The sequence below is a fragment of the Clostridium sp. N3C genome (genome assembly GCF_900095445.1).
Lineage (GTDB): Bacteria > Bacillota > Clostridia > Clostridiales > Clostridiaceae > Clostridium_AU.
In genome coordinates this window covers 1-22500 of the sequence record NZ_FMJL01000001.1, presented here as the reverse complement: position 1 = coordinate 22500, position 22500 = coordinate 1, and the positions used below count along the sequence as shown (strand labels likewise).

Here is a 22500-nt window from a genome sequence, read left to right as displayed (position 1 = left end):
TTTAGTTTACACTGTATAAAAGTTCTGCATAGGTTGGTAAAGTCCAATACTTTTTAGCTACCAATGTTTCAAGCTCATCAACAATTAGTCTAAGTTCAGTCATTGCCATGAACACTGAATTTCTATAATACTTAGTTAATTCTAAGCTATCAGATATTGTCTTAACATTTAAAACAGTAGTTTCTAATTCTTCCAATTTAGTATACAAGGAGGCTGTTAAGCTTGAAAGTTTTCTAAGAATGGTTCCTTCTGGTTCGCTTTCAATACCACAAGCTTTTTTACCATTAACCAAACTTACAAGTTCATTCTGATATCCTAAAGACGCTGGCAATATTTCCTTTTTAACAAGATCAATCATTGTAAGAGCTTCAATATGAATAGTCTTCTGATAACTTTCAAGCATTATTTCATATCTTGAATGCATCTCTGCTTCAGTGAAAACCTTAAGCTGAGTAAACATTTCTACATTCTTAGGTGCAATAAATGTCGGAATTGCATCTGCAGTATTTTTTAAATTAAGAAGACCTCTTCTTTCTGCTTCTTTAACCCATTCATCTGAATAATTATTACCATTAAAAATAATTCGTTTATGATTCTTAATTGATTCTTTAATTAATGCATTAAGATCTTCTTTAAAATTACTGCTATTTTCAAGTCTATCTGCAAAATCACTTAACACCTTTGCTACTATAGAGTTTAAAACAATGTTTGGTCCTGCAATGGAGAAATTAGAACCTAGCATGCGGAATTCAAACTTGTTTCCTGTAAAAGCAAAAGGTGAAGTACGATTACGATCTGTAGTATCCTTTGAGAAGTGAGGAAGCACTGTAACTCCAATTTCCATTTGATTCTTTTCCTTACCTACATAAACAGAATCATTTTCAATAGCTTCTAATATTTCTGTAAGTTCATCCCCTAAGAATATAGATACAATTGCAGGTGGCGCTTCATTGGCACCTAGTCTATGATCATTTCCTGCACTTGCTACAGAAACACGAAGTAAATCCTGATAATCATCTACAGCTTTTATTACTGCTGTTAGGAATAGAAGAAATTGAGCATTTTCATAAGGTGTATCTCCTGGCTCAAGTAAATTTACTCCTGTATCTGTAGAGATAGACCAATTATTATGCTTACCACTTCCATTTACTCCTGCAAAAGGCTTCTCATGCAATAAACAAACTAATCCGTGCTTGTTAGCAATACTCTTCATTAATTCCATAACAAGCTGATTATGGTCCGTAGCAATATTACTTATTGAAAAAATAGGAGCCAACTCATGCTGCGCTGGAGCAACCTCATTATGCTTCGTTTTAGCCAAGATCCCAAGCTTCCATAACTCTTCTTCTAGCTCTTTCATAAATGCAGATACTCTAGGCTTTATACTTCCAAAATAATGATCTTCTAACTCCTGTCCCTTTGGTGGTCTTGCTCCAAATAAGGTTCGTCCACAATTTACAAGGTCCGGTCTCTTTAGGTAAAGTTCTTTATCTATTAAGAAATATTCCTGTTCTGGTCCTACAGTTGTAATTACACGCTTAGCAGTAGTATTTCCAAAAAGTCTTAAAATTCTTATAGCTTGTTTATCAAGAGCTTCCATTGAACGAAGTAATGGTGTCTTTTTATCAAGAGCTTCTCCACTATAGGAGCAAAAGGCAGTTGGTATACAAAGAGTTCCATCTTTGATGAAAGCATAAGAAGTTGTATCCCAAACAGTATATCCTCTTGCTTCAAAAGTTGCTCTTAGTCCTCCAGATGGGAAACTGGATGCATCCGGTTCACCTTTAACCAACTCTTTTCCAGAAAACTCCATTATAACTTTTCCATTACCTTCTGGTGATATAAAACTATCATGTTTTTCAGCAGTAACTCCAGTCATTGGCTGGAACCAGTGTGTGAAGTGTGTTGCTCCCTTTTCTACAGCCCAATCCTTCATGGCATTGGCAACTACATTTGCAACATCTAGTTCCAAATGGGTACCTTCTGCAATAGTTTTCTTAAGAGCCTTGTAAACATCCTTAGGCAATCTTTCCTTCATAACAGCATCATTAAAAACCTGACTACCAAATATCTCTGGTACATTTTTCATTACTAACTCCCCCTTATAATAATTCAATTCCTGTAGCCTTCTACCCCAATATCACTGATTTTCAATCTTTAAAATGCTTATAAACGGATTAGGGCCACTGGAAATTGATAATTTGCTCATATATAAGTCCATTCTTCTTTAACAAAAAGTAAAAAGGCGCTGCGGAACTAAATCCACAGCGCCTTTGCTGTTCATTGTATATATTTTTAATATAACACATAACTAAATATTAGTCAAACTCTTTTGTGTGAATTTACTATTCATAAACTTTTCTAACCAATAATTTATTTGAATTAAATAAGCAATTAACTGCGGCGCAGACATTAGCTGTCCAAACCAAGGCTTACCATAATCAGAAGGCGCCTTCAAAAAATTCTCCACCTTTTTCTTATCAATAATAAATTGAATAGGTGAATTTGAATTTTGGATAATCTTTCTTAAATGCTGAGATAAGAGATTTTCATAATTAGGATGATAGGTTTTGGGATAAGGGCTTTTTTTTCTATGAAGTATTTCACATGGTAGCAAATCCTTGCAGGCTTCTCGAAGTAGTGATTTTGCAACACCCTTCCTATACTTCATTTCCCAAGGTACATTAAAGACATATTCAATAATTCGATGATCCGCAAAAGGAACTCTTGCTTCAAGACCAGAATACATACTTGCTCGATCCATGCGATCAAGTAGAGTTTGCATGAACCACTTAATATTCAAGTATGTGATCTCTCTACACTTTTTATCAGCTGAAAATCCTTTATCTCCCTTTGGCATAGCTTTCAGTGAATCCATATATTTGTCATTAACATATTCTTCAAGCCTAAGCTCCTTTTTAAATTCTTCGGATAACAAAGCTGTTCTCATACTTATATCATGGGACCAAGGGAACCCCTTTACTTTCAATAGGTCTTCTCTATAAAACCAAGGGTATCCCCCAAATATTTCATCAGCACATTCTCCAGTTAATGCCACCTTGTTATGCTCAGATACTAATGAACAAAAGTACAAAAGTGAAGCATCTACATCTGCCATCCCAGGTAAATCTTTGGCATCTACTGATTTATATAGAAATTCAACTAACTTTTCTTCATCACATTCTAAATAAGTGTGATTAACAGGATAATGTTTTTTCATTAAATCTACGAAAGGTCTATCCCTTTCCGGTTGAAAGGCATTAGTACTAAAAAAAATTTCATTCTCCATAAAATCAAAAGAAAAGGTGTTTAATGTTGCTCCTCTATCTTGTAAATAATCTGAGGCCACAGCGGTTACTATACTAGAATCGATTCCTCCAGATAAAAAACTACATACTGGCACATCTGCTACCATCTGTCTTACAATGGCATCTCGTACCAAATAAGAAACTCTTTCTATGGTCTGCTTATAATCATCTTTGTGTTCCCTTATTTCTAGTTGCCAATACTTACATGCTCTCAATCCCTCTTTAGAAAATACTATAAAATATCCCGGTAATAACTCAAAAATATTTTTAAAAACTCCGCAACCTGGCGTTCTAGCTGGTCCTAGTCCAAAGATTTCCCTAAAGCTATTCATATTTATTTCTGGTCTAATTTGAGGGTGACAAAAGAGGGCCTTAAGTTCTGAAGCAAACACTAGCATATTATCCTTCACTGAATAAAACAAAGGCTTTACACCTAATCGATCTCGATACAAAAGTAGCTGTTTTTTTCCTCCATCCCAAATAGAAAAAGCAAATATGCCATTTAGCTTGCTTACAAATTCTACCCCATAGTGTATATAAGCTAATAAAATAACCTCTGTATCAGAAGTCGTCTCAAAGCTGTATCCTGCCATAATCAAATCTGGCTTTATTTCATCTACATTGTAGATTTCTCCATTGTATACAATAGCATATTCTACTTCTCCTATTTTTTTAATCATAGGTTGGGTTCCTAATGTCAAATCTCTTATTGATAAACGGGCATGACTAAAACCGCTATATTTACTTAAATATTCTCCAGTACTGTCCTTACCACGATGGGCTATGGACTTTCTCATATCTATCAATACCCTATTATATCTTTCCCTCTGCAATAAAAAATTCTCTTCAAAACTGCAAAAGCCTGCTAATCCACACACAACAATACCTCCCATTAATAAATAAAAGGCGCACATTCTCCTATGCCAATTAAAATTGGCACTTAAGAATGAACGCCTTTGTTCATAATATCAATATATGTAGGGAAGTATAAAATGATGAAAAGATTATCCTTTTAATCTTTCCATGGCTTTGATTACATTTTCCCTATTACCAAAAGCTGTTAATCGGAAGAAGCCCTCTCCCTTTGCTCCAAAACCTACTCCCGGTGTACCTACTATATTATATTTAGTCAAAAGTTCATCAAAGTACTCCCAGGAAGATAAACCCTTAGGACATTTTAACCAAATATATGGAGAATTTTTTCCTCCAGTAAACCATATATCTAGTTGTGATAAGGTATCTGCCATAATTCTTGCATTTTCTAGGTAATAGTTAACATTCTCCTTAATCTGCTTATACCCTTCATCGGTAAATACAGCTTCAGCTCCTCGTTGAACAATATAAGGAACTCCATTAAACTTTGTACATTGACGTCTTAGCCATAATTTATTTAAGGCCACATTGTTTCTAATAAGCTCCTTTGGTACTACGGTATATCCACAACGAGTGCCTGTGAAGCCTGCTGTTTTAGATAGAGAAGAAAATTCTATAGCACACTCCTTTGCACCCTCAATCTGATAAATGCTTGTAGGTAGACTATCATCTGTAACAAAAAACTCATAGGCACTATCAAATAAAATAACCGCATCCTTAGCTAATGCATAATCAACCCACTCTTTAAGTTGTTCTTTATTATAAACCGCTCCTGTAGGGTTATTAGGTGAACATAGATAAATAATATCAGCGTTCACATTTTTATCTGGCAAGGGTAAAAAGGAATTATTTTCATCCCCTTCTACAAATAATATTTTACGTCCAGCCATTATATTTGTATCAACATAAACTGGATAAACAGGATCTGGAATGAGAACAGTATTATCCACATCAAATATATCAAGTATATTTCCCAGATCACTTTTTGCACCATCACTTATGAAAACCTCATCTTCTGAAAGAGATACTCCTTTTTTCTTATAGTATCTGCATATTGCTTGACGCAAAAATGAATATCCCTGTTCTTCTCCATAACCCTTGAAGGTTTCTCTTTCTCCCATTTCCAAAACAGCTTTCTGCATTGCTGATATTACGGCAGGAACAAGAGGTAATGTAACATCCCCTATTCCTAATCTAATAATTTCCTTATCAGGATTTTCTACCTTATAATCATTTACCTTTTGTGCAATTCTAGAAAAGAGATAACTATCTTGAAGCTTTAAATAGTTTTCATTTATTTTCATAATCCCCCTCCTCATGTCTTGTCTTGTTTTTCCATTCCGTTATTTATTCCTATAACTTTTTTAGCAATCTTTATAGATTATTAATAAGCAAGGAAGATAGTTTACGAATAATCTTTTATTTATCCTTAAGTGCAGCTTTCACAAGTCCTACAAATAAGGGGTGTGGTTTATTTGGTCTGCTCTTAAATTCAGGATGGAACTGTACACCAATATAGAAAGGCTTATCAGTAAGCTCCACTGTTTCTACCAAAGTACCATCCGGTGAAACTCCGCTAATAACAAGACCTTTTTCTGTTAACAACTCACGGTACTCGTTATTAAATTCATATCTATGTCTATGTCTTTCAGATATTTGGTTTGCATTATACACTTCTTCCATTCGTGTTCCTGGAATTATCTTACAACCATAAGCTCCTAAACGCATTGTGCCACCCTTTTTAGTAATGCCAAGCTGTTCTTCCATAATATGAATTACAGGATGTGGTGTATTCTGTGAAAATTCAGCAGAATGAGCATTTTCTAATCCACATACATTTCTAGCATATTCAATAACAGCAATCTGCATACCAAGACAAATCCCTAGGAAAGGGATGTTATTTTCCCTTGCATATCGGCAAGCTTCAATTTTACCTTCTATACCACGGTCACCAAAGCCTCCCGGTATGATAATACCATCTATATCATTAAGTAATATACTTACGCTTTCCGGTGTAACATCCTCACTATCGATCCATTTTATCTTTACCACCGCTCCTAAATTAAAGCCTGCGTGGTTAAGACTTTCTATTATGGATAAATATGCATCATGTAATTTTACATACTTACCAACAATAGCAATAATCACTTCGGATTTTCTCTGCCTAATTTTTGATACTAGATCCTTCCACTCTGTTAAATCAGCAGGTTTAGTTTGAAGTGATAACTCACGGCATACTACTTCATCAAGACCATTTTCATGAAGCATTAATGGAGCTTCATAAAGATTGTTTAATGTAAGGTTTTCTATAACACAATCAGGCTTTACATTGCAAAATAAAGCTATTTTTTCCTTTATACTATTATCAATGGGTTCATCAGCACGGGCAATAATAATATTAGGAGAAATACCTAGTGCACGTAGCTCCTTTACTGAATGTTGGGTAGGCTTTGATTTATGCTCTCCTGAACCTTTTAAATAAGGTACTAAAGTAACATGAATAAATAGACAATTTGATATTCCTACCTCAAGAGATATTTGCCTTATTGCTTCCAAAAATGGCTGACTTTCAATATCACCGATAGTACCACCTATTTCTGTAATAAGCACATCTGCACCACTTAATTTTGCACTACTATAAATAAAATCTTTTATCTCATTAGTTATATGTGGTATAACCTGTACTGTTTGACCTAAATAAGCTCCGGTACGTTCTCGATTAAGCACATTGTAATATACTTTTCCAGAAGTGAGATTAGATAATTTAGTTAAGTTTTCATCAATAAAACGTTCATAATGTCCTAAATCCAAATCTGTTTCTGCTCCATCATCTGTTACAAAAACCTCTCCATGCTGGAAGGGACTCATGGTCCCTGGATCAACATTCATATAAGGGTCTAACTTTTGTGCAGCAATCTTTAATCCTCTTTGTTTAAGAAGTCTTCCAAGACTTGCAGCAGTTATACCCTTACCAAGACCTGAAACTACGCCACCTGTTACAAATATATACTTCGTCATTATATCTCCACCGTTCCTTCAAATACTTTTTTGCAATCACCTGTCATATATACAGCATCATCTGTGTAACGAATAGTAAGTTCACCACCAAGTAATTCAACTGTAATATCTGTATCTTTATCACAATATCCATTCAAAACAGCTGCCACCGCTGAAGCACAGGCCCCTGTACCACAAGCAAGGGTTTCCCCGCTTCCACGTTCCCATACACGCATTTTTAACCTATTTCTTTCTAGAACCTTAACAAATTCTGTATTAACTCTTTCAGGGAAAATTTCATTGTTTTCAAATAAAGGTCCTATTTCATCAATTTTAAAACTATCCAACTCTACCTCGTTGATTTCTTCATCGCAAAATACAACAGCATGAGGATTTCCCATAGAAACACAAGTAATAGCATACTCTTTATCATTTATACTCACTTTTCTGTTTATTATGCTGTCACCTTCTAAACTAACAGGAATATTTTCTGGTCTAAGTTCTGCTTTTCCCATGTTAACCTTAACTTTTGAAACTGCTCCGTTTTGTGTGAACAATTGTAATTCCTTTATACCGGATAAAGTTTCAATTGATATTTGCTCTTTTTTTACAATACCATTATCATATAGATACTTAGCTACACAACGTATAGCATTTCCGCACATCTTCCCTTCACTACCATCAAGGTTAAACATCCTCATTTTTGCATCTGCTACATTAGAAGGTAAGATTAAAACTATACCATCTCCACCTACACCAAAATGTCTATCAGATAAATATACTGATAAAGATTCTGGCGAATTTATTTCCATACCATCTGTAGCTGCATTTCCTATGCAATTTATATAAATATAGTCATTTCCGCAACCTTGCATTTTTGTAAAATTAATTTTCATACGTTCCCTCCTTAGATTATTTATATTTATAAGTTCTGTGTTAATTTCACTATATCCTGATAATAAACAATCTGCTAATGCATTTGCTGTGTCGATGGAGGTAAGACAAGGAATACCTAAAAGGCAAGCCTTTCTTCGAATCTTCACATCATCTGTTGCTGGATTTCTCCCCTTTGCTGATGTGGATATGATGTAACTGATTTTACCACTTTCAAGCAAAGTGACCGTATTGTTTTCTTCACATTCATGTATCTTGTTCACTACTTCAACATCAAAGCCCTTACTTGCAAGTACTTTTGCTGTTCCTCTAGTTGCATAAAGCTTAAATCCTAAATCATAAAACTTCTTTGCTATATCACGTATCTCGATCTTGTCGCTATCACGAACAGTTAAAAATACGCCACCGCTTTTGTGCATTTTGTATCCCGCTGCTATAAGACCTTTATATAAGGCTTCCTCTATATTTTTTCCAATTCCTAATACTTCTCCAGTGGACTTCATTTCTGGTCCTAAATGTGTATCTAAATCAGTAAGTTTCTCAAAAGAAAATACAGGTACCTTAACTGCTACATAGGGTGGTATTTTAGCTATACCTGAAGAATATCCTAAACTACTTAAACTTTCACCTACACTTACCCTTGTAGCAAGCTCACACATAGGAACACCGGTTACCTTACTTAAATAAGGAACAGTTCTAGAAGCACGTGGATTTACTTCTATTACATAAATGTCATTATCATAAAGCACATATTGGATATTCACAAGACCTTTCACATTTAAAGCCATGCAAAGTCTTTTTGTTTCTTCATATATCTTTTGAGCCAACTGGTCATCTACATTTGGTGCAGGATATACCGCTATACTGTCACCTGAATGTATACCTGTTCGCTCTATATGCTCCATAATACCTGGTATTAATACATCAACACCATCACTAATGGCATCAACTTCTATCTCCAAACCAGCCAAATACTTATCAATAAGCACTGGATTATCCTGCTTCTGACGTAGAATGATATCCATATACTCCTTAACGTCCTCCGGTGAGAAAGCAATAATCATGTTTTGACCACCAAGAACATAAGAAGGACGAAGCAATACTGGATAGCCTAATTTCTCTGCAGCATCAAGTGCTTCTTCTTTTGTTAATACACCATATCCTTTTGGTCTCTTAATACCTAAACCTTCAAGTAAATCATCGAAGCGCTTTCTGTCTTCGCATATATCAATGCTTTCTGCAGATGTACCTATAATATTCACCCCACGTTGATGCAATTTCTGTGCTAGCTTTATTGCTGTACCTCCACCGAAAGCTACAATTACACCTATTGGCTTTTCAATATCAACTACACTCATAACATCATCTATACAAAGAGGCTCAAAATAAAGACGATCTCCAGTATCAAAGTCAGTAGATACTGTTTCAGGATTGTTGTTAATTACTATTACCTCATAGCCCATTTTCTTAAGAGTCCAAACACAGTGAACGGAGGCATAATCAAATTCAATACCTTGTCCTATACGTATTGGACCACTTCCTAATACTAGTATACGTTCCTTTTTACTTCTTTCCACAAATGGCAGTGCCTCATTTTCAACACTATTTGATATGGAGTAAAAGTAAGGTGTCTTAGCTTCAAATTCACCACCACAGGTATCAACCATTTTATATGATAAGCTCTGTGTTTTAACCTTTCCCTCGGCTATGTTTTTAAGAGCATACAAAAACCATCGGTCTATTTTAGTTATTAAATGAATTTCATCTATAGTTTCCTTAACAGTACCTTTGCTCAATGCACGTAAAATTGCTTCATACACCAAAAACAAACGCTCATCTGTTACAGTAGAAAGTAATTCCATTATTTCACTGTCACTTTTATTTTTAAGTCTTTTTAAATCAAGGTTGTTAAGTCCAATTTCTGCACCTCGTACCGCTTTTAATAGAGCCTCCTCGAAGGTATCTGCAATAGCCATCACTTCACCGGTAGCTTTCATTTGAGTACTTAATTCCTTTTTTGCATAAACAAACTTATCAAAAGGCCACTTAGGTAACTTAACTGCCACATAATCAAGAGTAGGTTCAAAAGCAGCAAAAGTTGTTCCCGTAACATCATTTTTTATCTCATCTAAGGTATAACCAATAGCAATTTTAGTAGCAACCTTTGCAATAGGATAACCAGTAGCCTTTGATGCTAAAGCAGATGAACGAGATACTCTCGGATTTACCTCTATTACTGCATATTCAAAGCTGTGAGGATGTAGAGCAAACTGACAGTTACAACCACCTTCTACCTCAAGAGCCGTAATAATGTTCAATGCCGCACTTCTAAGCATTTGATATTCTTTATCTGCCAATGTAACAGCTGGAGCTATAACTATACTATCCCCGGTATGCACACCTACAGGATCGAAATTTTCCATTGAACATACCGTTATAACATTACCAGCTCTATCTCGCATCACTTCAAACTCGATTTCCTTCCATCCAGCAATAGATTTTTCTACAAGTATCTGATGAATTGGTGATAAAGATAAACCGTTTCTAGCAATTTCCAAAAGTTCATCCTTATTGTTAGCTATACCACCACCGCTTCCTCCTAGAGTGAAGGCAGGTCTAATTATAACAGGATATCCGTTTTCCTCAGCAAACTCTACTGCTGTACTAACATCCGTAGCTATAATAGATGGAATAACCGGCTCACCTATTTTCTCCATAGTCTCTTTGAAAAGTTGTCTATCCTCAGCCTTATCTATAGTTTCTGGAGAACTACCTAGTAACCTTACATTCATCTTATCTAGGAAGCCCTCCTTAGCTAACTGCATGCAAAGAGTAAGTCCTGTCTGGCCTCCAAGTCCTGACAAAATACTGTCTGGTCTTTCTTTCTCAATAATTCTCTTGATTGTTGTTAAAGTAAGAGGCTCAATATATATTTTGTCTGCAATATTTTTATCAGTCATGATAGTTGCTGGATTAGAATTAACAAGCACAATTTCAATGCCCTCTTTACGAAGAACACGACAAGCCTGTGTTCCTGCATAATCAAATTCAGCAGCTTGCCCAATTACGATAGGGCCTGAACCTATGACCAAAACTTTTTTTATGTTTTTATCTAACGGCATATTCTTAACCTCCCATACTTTCTATAAATTTATCAAAGAGAAAGGCTGTATCATGCGGTCCTCCACAGGCTTCAGGATGGAATTGTACTGAAAAAATAGGAGAATTTTTATATATAACTCCCTCACAAGTTTTATCATTCACATTAACAAACCATTGATCGGCCACATCTTTATCAATGCTTTCCGAAGTAACTGCATATCCATGATTTTGACTTGAAATATATACTCTACCACTTATCAAGTCTTTTACTGGCTGGTTTGCTCCACGATGACCATATTTCAGCTTATGTGTTCTAAAGCCATGGGCAAGGGCTAAAATCTGATGACCAAGACATATGCCAAACATAGGTATATTTGTATTTATAATTTCTTTTACATTTTCTATAATAATGTAATTTTCAGAAGGGTCCCCAGGACCGTTTGATAACATAATACCGTCTGGATTAATACTTTTTATATCTTCTACAGTGCTATTATATGGGAATACCCATACATTACACCCACGTTTAGTAAGCTCCCGCACTATATTTCGCTTAAGCCCAAAATCAAGAAGTGCTACTTTATATTTAGGATTGACACATTTATATTCTATTACCTCTTTAACAGAAACACTTTCAACAGCATTTTTTATTTTATAATTTTTTATTTCCTCTAGATCTATATTCTCCGGTTTCTTATCTGTTATTTTACCGTTCATCACACCATATTCCCGTATTATCTTTGTTACAGCTCTAGTATCAATATGAGATAAACCGATAATATTTCTTTTCTTTAAAAATTCGTCAAGTTCACCTTCACTTCTAAAATTTGAAGGATTTTCGCAAGGATATTTTACAATATATGCACTTGCCCCAATAAACTCACTTTCAAAATCAGAGGGGATAATGCCGTAATTACCAATTAGCGGAAAGGTTTGGAGAACTATTTGACCATAGTAACTTTGATCTGTTAAAGTTTCCAAATATCCAGTCATTCCTGTGGTAAATACAATTTCACCTATTACTTCACCTACTGCACCCAATGTCTGCCCCTCAAAACATTGTCCATTCTCCAGTATTAAATATGCCTTTTTAGACATTACTCATCCCTCCTACATAAAAAATCCTTTAAGTGCATTTTTTGAGGAGTTTTACTAACTCTCATAGGTTCTCAATATACTTTCAGCAACAGCTCTTTTTGTCATTCTATTATTCATAGCCTGACGTTCGATATATTTATGTGCTTCTGCCTCAGTCATATTTAAATAAGATATAAGAATACATTTAGCCCGATCAACTATACGTATATCTTCGATTTTTTGGATCAGTTTAGAATTTTCCACTTGCATATTCTTTAATCGGTTATGTGATGCTTTTGCAATCTTTAATGCAGACCAGAAAAGATTTTTATTTATTGGTTTTGCAATAGTGATTACACCATAATCCTCAACCACGTTGGATACATCGTCATAATATTCACTTTTAACTACAAGGATTACTTGACTAATACCTTTTGTAGCAATATTCCTAGATAAGCTTTCTCCTGTTTCATCACGAAGAGGCGCATTAATGATAACCAAGTCAAAATCCTGTTCAAGCAATATGCGCCTGGCTTCCGAACAAGATTTTACGGTGACAATTCTGCTTACGGAAAATGCTTGCAAAACTTCAGTGAAAAAAACTATACTTTTTTCGGTAAGCGTGACAATTAAGGCAGTTTTCGTATAAATCGCCACCTTTCAAATTAAAATGTTGTAAATGAGCTACATAAACCTAAAATATTTCTCCTTGTAAAAGCTATCTTTATCTTCTGCTTCAGCATATAGTTTAGCTTCTTCCTTTTTTATTTCTATATATTTTCTAGCCATTTCCTCACCAATAACGCTTTTTACAAACTGGGAGTTTTCAGCCAATTCAATAGCTTTTTCAAGGCTATTTGGTAATAAAACCAAGTTCTTTGCAACGCTTTCATCTATCTTATACAAATCCAAGTCAACAGCTGGTGGCAACTTAAGGCCTTTCTCGATCCCCTCCAAACCTGCTCCTATAATAAGTGCAAATGCAAGATAAGGATTTATAGTAGGATCCGGTGATCTCAGTTCCATTCGCACCTTTTCTCCTATAGCTGCTGGTATTCTAATAAGCTGGGAACGATTTTGATGTGACCAAGACACATATTTAGGTGCCTCAAACTGTCCAAAACGCTCATATGAGTTTGCTATAGGATTAAGAAACAAGGTTATTTCAGGGGTTTTTTCAAGAATTCCAGCAATAAAGCTTTCTGCTACATGTGAATGTTCTCCCTGCTTATTCTTAAAAATATTAAAACCATTCTTAGAAAGAGATAAATTTATGTGAAGTCCGCTTCCACTTTTGTACTTTAAGGGTTTAGGCATGAAGGAAGCAAACAAACCGTTTCGTGCTGCAATAGCCTTTACTACCGACTTAAAGGTCATCATATTATCAGCACTACTTAGTGCGTCACTATATTTAAAATCAATTTCGTTTTGCCCTGGACCTCTCTCATGGTGTGAGGTTTCAGGTTCAAGGCCCATTTCTTCAAGACACAAGCAAATTTCACGCCTAATATTTTCTCCTTTATCTAAAGGTGCAATATCAAGATAATCTCCATAATCAAGGGTTTCTAAAGTAGGCTCTCCTTCTTCATTGATTTTAAATAAATAGAATTCGCACTCTACACCAATCATGCAAGTGTAACCCAAATTTCGGCAACGTTTTATCATTTCTTTGAGTATATATCTACTATCTTGAGTAAAAGGAGTTTTGTCAGGATTTTTTATATCACAGAAAAAACGTATAACCCTTCCTGGACCTGGACGCCAGGACAACACTGATAAAGTAGAAGGATCAGGAAATAATAACAAATCTGACTTGGTTACATCCCTAAATCCTTTTATAGCGGAAGCATCAAAGTATATTCCCTCCTCAAAGGCCGATGGAAGTAATTCAGGCATAATTGATATATTTTTCTGTACGCCGAAAGGATCACAAAAGGCAAGTCTTACAAACTTCACATCATTTTCTCTTACAAACTCTAATACTTCACTCACTGTGTTTGTCATCTATTTACCTCCTGTCTCAATTTTATGTTCAATTTTTGATGTTCATTTTTATCATATAAATCTTCACCTTCAATATTCCTAAAACATGATTCTTTATAGTTCTAAATAGTCTTCCCTCTTTGGGCCTACTGATACATACTTAATAGGACAGCCTACCGCCTCTTCAATAAAACGTATATAATTAAGTGCAGCTTTAGGTAAATCCTCTGCTTTTCTGCATTTGCTTATATCAGTATGAAAACCTTCTAGATATTCATAAACAGGTTTTGCTCTAAGAAGTTTATCTGTGCTAGGGAAAACTGTTGTCCTTTCTCCATCTACCTCATAGGCTACACACACAGGAATTTTATTAAGATATGACAACACATCTAACTTTGTTAAAGCTAATTCATCTGCTCCTTGAACTTTCACACCATAAGCAGAAGCTACTACATCAAAGCCCCCTACTCTACGGGGTCTTCCAGTGGCAGCGCCGTATTCTCCACCGGCTTCTCTCAATTCTGAAGCTTCATTTCCAAAAAGTTCTGCCACAAAAGGCCCTTCCCCTACACAGGTTGAATATGCTTTCATTATACCAATAACTTTATCAAGTTTTTTTCCTGGTATACCTGCACCAATAGGTCCATAAGCTGCTATAGTAGATGAAGAGGAGGTGTAAGGATAAATCCCAAAATCTATATCACGTAATGCACCAAGCTGTGCTTCAAACATTATATCCTTGTTTTCCTTTATTGCAGCTAACAAGTATTCTGTTGTATCTGTTATAAAAGGCAAGAGAGCTTTGCCATACTCCTCCAGCCATTGCAAAATAGATTCTTTTAATATATTAGATTGTTTATAACCAGTTAACGCCATACTTTTCCATTCAACAATATTAGACACCTTTTCTTCCAGGGCATCTGAATTTAATAGTAAATCTCCCATTCTGATACCCTTTTTCATGTATTTATCACCATATACTGGTGCAATACCTCGTAAGGTTGATCCATATTTTTTATCTCCAAGTCTTTCTTCTTCAAGTCTGTCTTGTAACCTATGATAAGGCATACATACGATTGCTTTATCGCTTATTTTTAGGTTCTCTGGGGTAATTTTAATTCCTTTTTCTTGAAGGGTTTTTATCTCACCACATAAATGCTCAATATCAATAACCATACCGTTACCCATTACGTTAACAGTTGTGTCACGTAAAATTCCGGATGGTAATAGGTTCAGTATAAACTTACCTTTTTCATTAATAACAGTGTGTCCCGCATTATTTCCACCTTGATAACGACAGATGACATCATAATCAGAGGAAAGTAAGTCCACCATACGGCCTTTACCCTCATCCCCCCAATTGATACCTACTATTGCAGTTAGCATAGATCTACCTCCTAATAATTTATAAATAAAAATTGGATCAATAGTGTTTTTCTTATAAAAAAAGACGCTCATCACACAATGTAAAGTAGCACAAAAACTAATCGACTTATAGAGTCGATTTTTCACTACTTGTACATTATCTGATGAACGCCTTTGTTCACTTTAAGCTATTATACATTATGTTCATTAGTTAGTCAATGGAATTTAAGAAATTAGTTCTAATATATTAACTATAAAAAGGGACGGTTATATTTATAACTTTTTATGTATATTTATTAAAGTTTTTTTATTTATATATTGCATTTTAATATATATAGTGCTATAATTGCAAACACAAAATTGTATACTAAATTTTAAATTGCAAAATTATTTTACATTTTATTCAAAAGATGAATTTTTTTATGGAATTTTCTATGGTCCTAAGTATTCAAATCAATTGAAAATTGATTTAGATAAAAATTGGGGAGTGGTATAATGTCATATGTAACAGGAATACTTGAAAAAACTATTGAAAGGAATCCTGGACAACCAGAATTTCATCAAGCAGTAAAAGAAGTGCTAGAATCACTGGAACCTGTATTTAATAAGCGTCAAGACTATGAAAAAGCAGGCATCTTAGAAAGAATTGTAGAACCAGAAAGACAAATTATTTTCCGTGTACCTTGGGTAGATGATAACGGAAAGGTACAAGTTAATAGGGGCTATCGTGTAGAATTTAACAGTGCTATAGGTCCTTACAAAGGTGGGCTACGTTTTCATCCTTCAGTTAACCTAGGAATTATTAAATTTTTAGGTTTTGAGCAGATTTTTAAAAATTCTCTTACAGGACTTCCTATTGGCGGTGGTAAAGGAGGAAGCGATTTTGATCCAAAAGGTAAATCTGATGGAGAAATTATGCGTTTTTGTCAAAGCTTTATGACTGAATTGTACAGGCATATTGGACCAGACACAGATGTTCCTGCCGGTGATATCGGTGTTGGTGGAAGAGAATTAGGTTATTTATTTGGACAATATAAGAGAATTAAAAATTCCTTTGAAGGTGTATTAACTGGTAAAGGAATTAGCTATGGCGGTAGCTTAGCAAGAACAGAAGCTACTGGCTTTGGTCTAATCTACCTAACTAACGAAATGCTTAAAGATCACGGTAAAAGTATGGATGGTGCTACTACTGTTATATCCGGTTCAGGAAATGTTGCTATATATGCTGCACAGAAGGCAATGGAACTAGGAGCTAAAGTAGTTGCTCTTAGTGATTCTAATGGATATGTATATGATGCTGAAGGTATTAAATTAGATACTGTAAAACAGATTAAAGAAGTGGAAAGAGGCAGAATAAAAGAATATGTAAAATATCATCCTAAAGCTGAATATCATGAAGGATGTTCTAATATTTGGAATATACCTTGCCATATTGCCCTTCCTTGTGCTACACAAAACGAACTTAACAAAGAAGCTGCTGAAACACTTGTTAAGAATGGATGCTTTGCTGTTGCGGAAGGTGCAAATATGCCATCAACTGCTGAGGCTATAGAAGTATTTAAGAATAATAATGTTTTATTTGCCCCTGCTAAAGCAGCTAATGCAGGGGGAGTTGCAACCTCTGCTTTAGAAATGTCTCAAAATAGCATGCGCTTATCCTGGACTTTTGAAGAAGTAGATGCAAAATTACAAAACATCATGAAAAATATTTACACAAACATAACTACTGCAGCAAAAGAGTATGGCTGCGAAGGTGACCTTGTAGCTGGTGCTAATATTGCTGGATTTATCAAAGTAGCAGATGCTATGTTAGCTCAAGGAATAATCTAAATCATATGCACTACTAAGATTATATAAGATAACATAAAAAAAGAAGTAATGTGGATAATACATTACTTCTTTTTATGTAAACTATTCTTCCAAATTATCTAGCAGCAAGCTCATTATCAAGGATATATAAACCATTCCATTGTCCATTGATTCTTTCTAATCTTTCAACAAGTACACTAAAGATATCCTCTTCTTCAATCTGTTCATCTACAAACCAAGCAAGAAGATTAAGCACTCTTTGATCCCCTTCAGCTCTTGCTTCCTTTATTAAATCATCAATGTGAGCTGTTATTATTTTTTCATGAGCTAAGGCTCTTTTAAATACCTCTTCAATAGAAGCAAATTTTCCATCTCCTGGGTCTAGCGGACGATACTTTATTTTATAGCCAGTTGTCTGAAGGAAATTTTTAATTTTTGACGCATGTTCTATTTCTTCTTTTGCCTGCCCATCCATAAAATGAGCCATACCTTTCATATTCATATAATTTAAATAAGCAGACATAGTTGCATAGGTATATGCAGACTCTAATTCAAAATTCATTTGTTCATTTAAATTATCATATAATTTACTCATAAAAGATTCCTCCAAATTAATTTTAGTAATAACACCTAATATATTGTTCCAATATTTCCAATCTTCTATGAGTAGATTTTAAAGAAAATTAATTTAATAAAGTCAGAAGATGCCTTATCTTCAAATATCCTTTACTGCTGAATATTTCTCACCTTATTGTATAAAACATTAAAAATTCTTAATAAATACGTATTTTTCTTCAGTTGAAAAGTCCTCAGAATAAACGAATCCAAGCTCTCTAAATTCCTTGATGTTATTCAAATCTGATATCTGATTTTTCGCCATGAATTTCACCATTTCTCCCCGAGCCATCTTTGCCAGCGTTCCCTTTTGCTTCACTTTGCCATTCACTAACTCACCAAAATCAATAGTAATAAATTTATCCTTTTCTGTAATATACTTTTCTATACATTGAGAATATTCCTTTGAAGCCAAATTGATAATTGTCCTATCATCATCCTCCACTAGTTTCTTATATAATGAGTCTCCCCAAAATTCATATAAGTCCTTACAGCCATTAACAGATAACTTAGCTTGCATCTCTAGTCGATATGGGGTCACTCCATCAAAAGGTTTTAGTATTCCATAAAAACCTGATAGAATTCTCAAATGCTTTGATAGGTAAGAAAGTGCTTTTTCTGTCAATATATCAGCAGTTATATGCTGATATTGTAAACCTTCATAAGATACTATGGCTGGTGTTAATCTTAACTTTAAGTCCATACTCTGATAACGCTCATAATTTAATTCTGCTATCTTATCATTGCATTGCCATAGGTCCTTTGCCTCTGAATATGATAAAGACCGTATTTTTTCCATTAACATTGATGCTTTATCTATAAATTCAGGCATTCCATTAACATCAAAAGCATCCCTCTCTACCTTCATCTTCTTAGCTGGAGATATAATAATTTTCATATATTATAATTCCTCCAGCAAATATTCTGGTTTCTCAGAGGTCTTCACATTACCATAGGCCTTTACAATGATACCATCTTCATTAATTAAATATGTAGTACGAACCACTCCCATAGTTACCTTGCCATAATTCTTTTTTTTCTTCCATACATCATAAGCCTTAATACAAGTAAGTTCTGTATCAGAAAGCAAGATGAATGGTAGTCCAAATTTCTCTTCAAATTTTTTATGGGAGGCCACAGTGTCTTTGCTTACTCCAATAATCACCGCTCCCTTTTCCTGAAACTGAGGATACATCTCTCCGAAATTACAAGCTTGTTTAGTGCAACCGGGAGTATTATCCTTTGGATAGAAATATAAAATTACCTTCTTACCCTTGTAGTCCTCCAGGCTATGCATCTTTCCATTCTGATCCGGTAAATAAAATCCCGGCGCCTTGGTACCTATTTCTAACATAACTTTACCTCCTTATTCTTTTTAATAATAGCCATAATATTTTTTGCTTCTCTTCCATCAATAGAATCTATAATCCAATTATATTAAAGTATTATCCATACTTCAAAAGATTTATTTTAAATGAACTACTATGTAAACATTGATAGCAAATAATGCAAAATAGGCACACAACTCTGATTAATTTAGTAGCAGTGTTCCTGTTACAAATCATGATATTATTTTCATTGTTATAGTTTTTTAATAGCTTTCATCCCAATATAGCCCCTTGTTCCTATTGGCTCTAATTGAATTCTAGGATTTTCTTCGTCCCAACTATATCCGATAATTGATGGATCATATTTCTCCATTAATCTTTGCACTGTTTCAATAGCTTCACAATAATCCTCCTTAAAAGGCTCACCTTGAAACATTAAGTATTTTGCTTTAGGTAGCTCTATGATATCAAAACCTTCAGGAATTTCACCATCATAGTCAATGGTTACTTCAACGCCTTGTACGTATTTTGAAGTGTTGGCCTTACGATACTTTTCAGGGTAGCCATAAGCACACTGGCTCCCCACAAAGAGATTTCATACTTGTTAATATACCGCAAACATCACATCCAACTTCCTCGCAGTAATCCCAATACCCCTCAGCTTTGCTTCCTCTTTTAATAATGGCCTTTCTTTCAGGCTTTTCAATAACTTGAATGAACACATTTTTTATTTTTCCATGTTGGATACCCCCCCTCTTAAATAATTTGCTGTATTTTACGCCATAGGGTGTGAACAGTGATACGGAGACAGGATTTTGTGCATATTCCTTTGGGTTACAGCCAAACTCTCTCCGGAAAGCCCTTTGATATCCATCAACACTTTCACCCCCATATCAAAGGCAATTTAAAAATTTTTGCTGATTACCATGGTGAGAAGTGTGCTACTTCCGCCAAGTCCATCAAAGATATTTTTTCTTCTATATCAGAAAAGTTTATTTTTATTGTACAAAAAAAGAAGATGTTTGTAATTATACATCTTCTTTTTTTCTTAACTTATACTAAGAGTAACTGCTATATTTTAAATTTTAAGATTAATTCATGTAGCTGTTGCGCTAATTCGGCTTGGCTTTGTGCTGTCTTGGCAATTTGCTCCATAGCTAAAGTAGAGTCCTGTACACTTTCATTTATTTGCTGTGAGTTTACTGATGAACTTTGTGACAATTCTGCTAAGGATTGAACCCCGTAAGATATTTGCTCAATTGTATCTTTTAAGTCTCTAGACATGGATGCCAATTCCTCTGACATATCGCTGATAAAGTCTGCATCTTTATTATACTGGCTTCCAATAGACTCAAAGTTACTAAACTGAGATTTTACATTTTCATTCATAAAAACTAATAATTTTCTGCTATTATGAGAAAGATCTGTAAAGGCAGTATGAACCTTATCAATTATTAGCTTTATATCGTTAACTGAATCAGAAGTCTGTTCTGCAAGTTTTCTTACTTCCTCAGCCACTACTGCAAAACCTTTACCATGTTCTCCAGCTCTAGCAGCCTCTATGGCGGCGTTTAAGGCCAATAGGTTGGTTTGCTCCGCTACATTGGCAATAGTATCCGCTATGATGCGGATCTCTTCTACAACTTTACTATCCTCAATAGATTTGAGAATTTTCTTTTGTCTCTCAGCATATACACGTCCAATTTCTTCAAGGGCTTCAGTACTGCTTTTTTGCATTTCTGAAGCTCTTTCCTTTATTTTAATAGAATTACTATTTCCATCAACGGCCTTATCAGATAGAATATTTACGCTAGAATCGATTTGCTGCATAGAGGCAGATATTTCTTCAGCGGTAGCGGAGGTCTCCTGAATTCCTGCATTGATTTCATCTATAGATTCATTAATAGTATCAAACTGTGAAGAAACTTCTTCTGCAGTTGCAGATAATTCTTCGCTTGCTGCGCTCAAATCATTAGAATAATTTGTGATATTATAAATAATTGACTTAATATTATCTATCATCTTATTTAGATTTTCAGCCATTTGACCAAACTCATCTTCTGTCTTTATTTCAATTTTATTTGTGAAATCTCCCTCACCCAATTTTTGGGCTAAAGAGTTAACCTTATTTATATTACCTTTTATATATTTTACCATTAGGATAGAAGATACAATTAATACTGCTATGCATAAGATTCCTATTGCTAGCATTTTATACAATAGGCTATTAACAACGGAGTATAATTCTTTTTCAGGTATATAAACTGCAATTTTCCAATTGGTATATGGTACCGTATTAAAATAAGCAATATTTTTACCAAGATTATTAGTAAATTCAGTTTTACCACTATCGGAAGCCAAGATAGCTTGTCCTAGTGATTTAAACCCCTCATCTTCATCCTCTGTAATTTTGCTTTTTATAATTTTATTGGTATCAATATCTGCACCAGCTAAGTAATACCCTTGATTATCGATAAGAACAACCCTTCCATTCTCACCAATTTTAATTTTTGAAATATTTTCTTGAATTGAGGTGATATCTATATCTGCTGTAGCTACACCTAAGAACTTTTTATTTTCGTCATAGAAAGGTGCTGTGGTTGTTATCATAGTTACATTTATAGTTTCATCGTAATAAGCTTGGGACCATTCCACATTTTTATTAGTGTTTACCCCTAATTTGTACCAATCCTGATTGAAATAATCATGCTGGGAATTATTATACTCCTCGCTAAAAATAACTGTATCACCATTTTTATAAGCATAGGGACCGAAATACTTTAATGCAGGATCAAATTTATTTGCTTCAAAGAATATTCCAGATGCTAAAGTTTCTTTATTGGTGCTAATGAGCTTCTCAAGTAGCTTGAAGAGATCTTCTTTTTTTAGGCTCATACGAGTGACTTCAACTGTTCTAGCTATAGATTCTGCAATTTTCATGTGTTTTGTCAGAGACTGGTCAATACTTGCTATGTTGTTATCTAGAATGGTAGTCATTTTGCTATCGATTTCATCACTAATTATTTTCTTACTGGTAGAGTAAGCCAATAGAGAAAGTGTAAATACAGATAGCATAATGATTGGTAAAAGAATTGACATCAATTTTGTACTTATTCTTTTGGCTTTCATTTTTTCCCCCCTAATAATTA

General features: G+C 34.5%; 16 protein-coding genes. 1 reads left to right on the top strand and 15 read right to left on the bottom strand.

Annotated elements, in window-relative coordinates; all coding sequences use genetic code 11:
- Position 1 precedes the first annotated feature (1 nt).
- The 9 genes from N3C_RS00075 to N3C_RS00035 form a co-directional block, all read right to left on the bottom strand.
- Positions 2-2089 carry a glutamine synthetase III family protein gene (locus N3C_RS00075; RefSeq protein ID WP_074364018.1) on the bottom strand — a complete coding sequence of 696 codons (2088 nt, stop codon included), beginning with the start codon at positions 2087-2089 and terminating at the stop codon, positions 2-4.
- 222 nt (positions 2090-2311) lie between these two features.
- The gene (gene asnB, locus N3C_RS00070; protein ID WP_074364142.1) at positions 2312-4186 is read right to left on the bottom strand and encodes an asparagine synthase (glutamine-hydrolyzing); all 1875 of its coding nucleotides are present in this window, start codon (positions 4184-4186) and stop codon (positions 2312-2314) included.
- 126 nt (positions 4187-4312) lie between these two features.
- A complete protein-coding gene (locus N3C_RS00065) occupies positions 4313-5485 on the bottom strand; it encodes an LL-diaminopimelate aminotransferase (protein WP_074364017.1) in 1173 nt (390 codons plus the stop codon).
- A 115-nt stretch (positions 5486-5600) separates the two neighbouring features.
- Entirely contained in the window at positions 5601-7199 is a 1599-nt protein-coding gene (locus N3C_RS00060) for a CTP synthase (protein ID WP_074364016.1), read from the bottom strand.
- Positions 7199-11194, bottom strand: a complete 3996-nt coding sequence (gene carB, locus N3C_RS00055; protein WP_074364015.1) for a carbamoyl-phosphate synthase large subunit — start codon at positions 11192-11194, stop codon at positions 7199-7201. The genes N3C_RS00060 and carB overlap by 1 nt, the downstream gene beginning before the upstream one ends.
- Before the next feature lie 4 nt (positions 11195-11198).
- Positions 11199-12272 (bottom strand): carbamoyl phosphate synthase small subunit, encoded by a 1074-nt coding sequence (locus N3C_RS00050; protein ID WP_074364014.1) that lies wholly within the window; start codon positions 12270-12272, stop codon positions 11199-11201.
- Positions 12273-12326: 54 nt separating this feature from the next.
- Positions 12327-12773 carry an ANTAR domain-containing response regulator gene (locus N3C_RS00045; RefSeq protein WP_242944017.1) on the bottom strand — a complete coding sequence of 149 codons (447 nt, stop codon included), beginning with the start codon at positions 12771-12773 and terminating at the stop codon, positions 12327-12329.
- A gap of 162 nt (positions 12774-12935) precedes the next feature.
- Positions 12936-14255: a glutamine synthetase family protein gene (locus tag N3C_RS00040; RefSeq protein WP_074364013.1), complete on the bottom strand. Its 1320-nt coding sequence runs from the start codon at positions 14253-14255 to the stop codon at positions 12936-12938.
- Positions 14256-14348: 93 nt separating this feature from the next.
- On the bottom strand, positions 14349-15620 hold the full coding sequence (locus N3C_RS00035) for an adenylosuccinate synthase (RefSeq protein ID WP_074364012.1): 1272 nt from the start codon (positions 15618-15620) through the stop codon (positions 14349-14351).
- A gap of 474 nt (positions 15621-16094) precedes the next feature.
- On the opposite strand from N3C_RS00035, the gene gdhA reads away from it, so the two are divergent.
- The gene (gene gdhA / locus N3C_RS00030) at positions 16095-17429 is read left to right on the top strand and encodes an NADP-specific glutamate dehydrogenase (protein WP_074364011.1); all 1335 of its coding nucleotides are present in this window, start codon (positions 16095-16097) and stop codon (positions 17427-17429) included.
- 94 nt (positions 17430-17523) lie between these two features.
- Here gdhA and N3C_RS00025 read toward each other — a convergent pair whose 3' ends face one another.
- The 6 genes from N3C_RS00025 to N3C_RS00005 all read right to left on the bottom strand — a co-directional run bounded on the left by N3C_RS00025 (position 17524) and on the right by N3C_RS00005 (position 22480).
- Positions 17524-18003, bottom strand: coding sequence for a ferritin (locus N3C_RS00025; protein WP_074364010.1), 480 nt, complete (start codon positions 18001-18003; stop codon positions 17524-17526).
- 168 nt (positions 18004-18171) lie between these two features.
- Positions 18172-18921 (bottom strand): peroxide stress protein YaaA, encoded by a 750-nt coding sequence (gene yaaA, locus N3C_RS00020; RefSeq protein ID WP_074364009.1) that lies wholly within the window; start codon positions 18919-18921, stop codon positions 18172-18174.
- A gap of 3 nt (positions 18922-18924) precedes the next feature.
- Positions 18925-19377, bottom strand: coding sequence for a peroxiredoxin (locus N3C_RS00015; RefSeq protein ID WP_074364008.1), 453 nt, complete (start codon positions 19375-19377; stop codon positions 18925-18927).
- Positions 19378-19604: 227 nt separating this feature from the next.
- The gene (locus N3C_RS15490) at positions 19605-19937 is read right to left on the bottom strand and encodes a hypothetical protein (protein ID WP_373432790.1); all 333 of its coding nucleotides are present in this window, start codon (positions 19935-19937) and stop codon (positions 19605-19607) included.
- On the bottom strand, positions 19906-20073 hold the full coding sequence (locus tag N3C_RS15485; protein WP_373432789.1) for a hypothetical protein: 168 nt from the start codon (positions 20071-20073) through the stop codon (positions 19906-19908). Before N3C_RS15485 ends, N3C_RS15490 begins: the two co-directional genes overlap by 32 nt.
- Before the next feature lie 349 nt (positions 20074-20422).
- Positions 20423-22480 carry a methyl-accepting chemotaxis protein gene (locus tag N3C_RS00005; RefSeq protein ID WP_074364140.1) on the bottom strand — a complete coding sequence of 686 codons (2058 nt, stop codon included), beginning with the start codon at positions 22478-22480 and terminating at the stop codon, positions 20423-20425.
- Positions 22481-22500 lie beyond the last annotated feature (20 nt).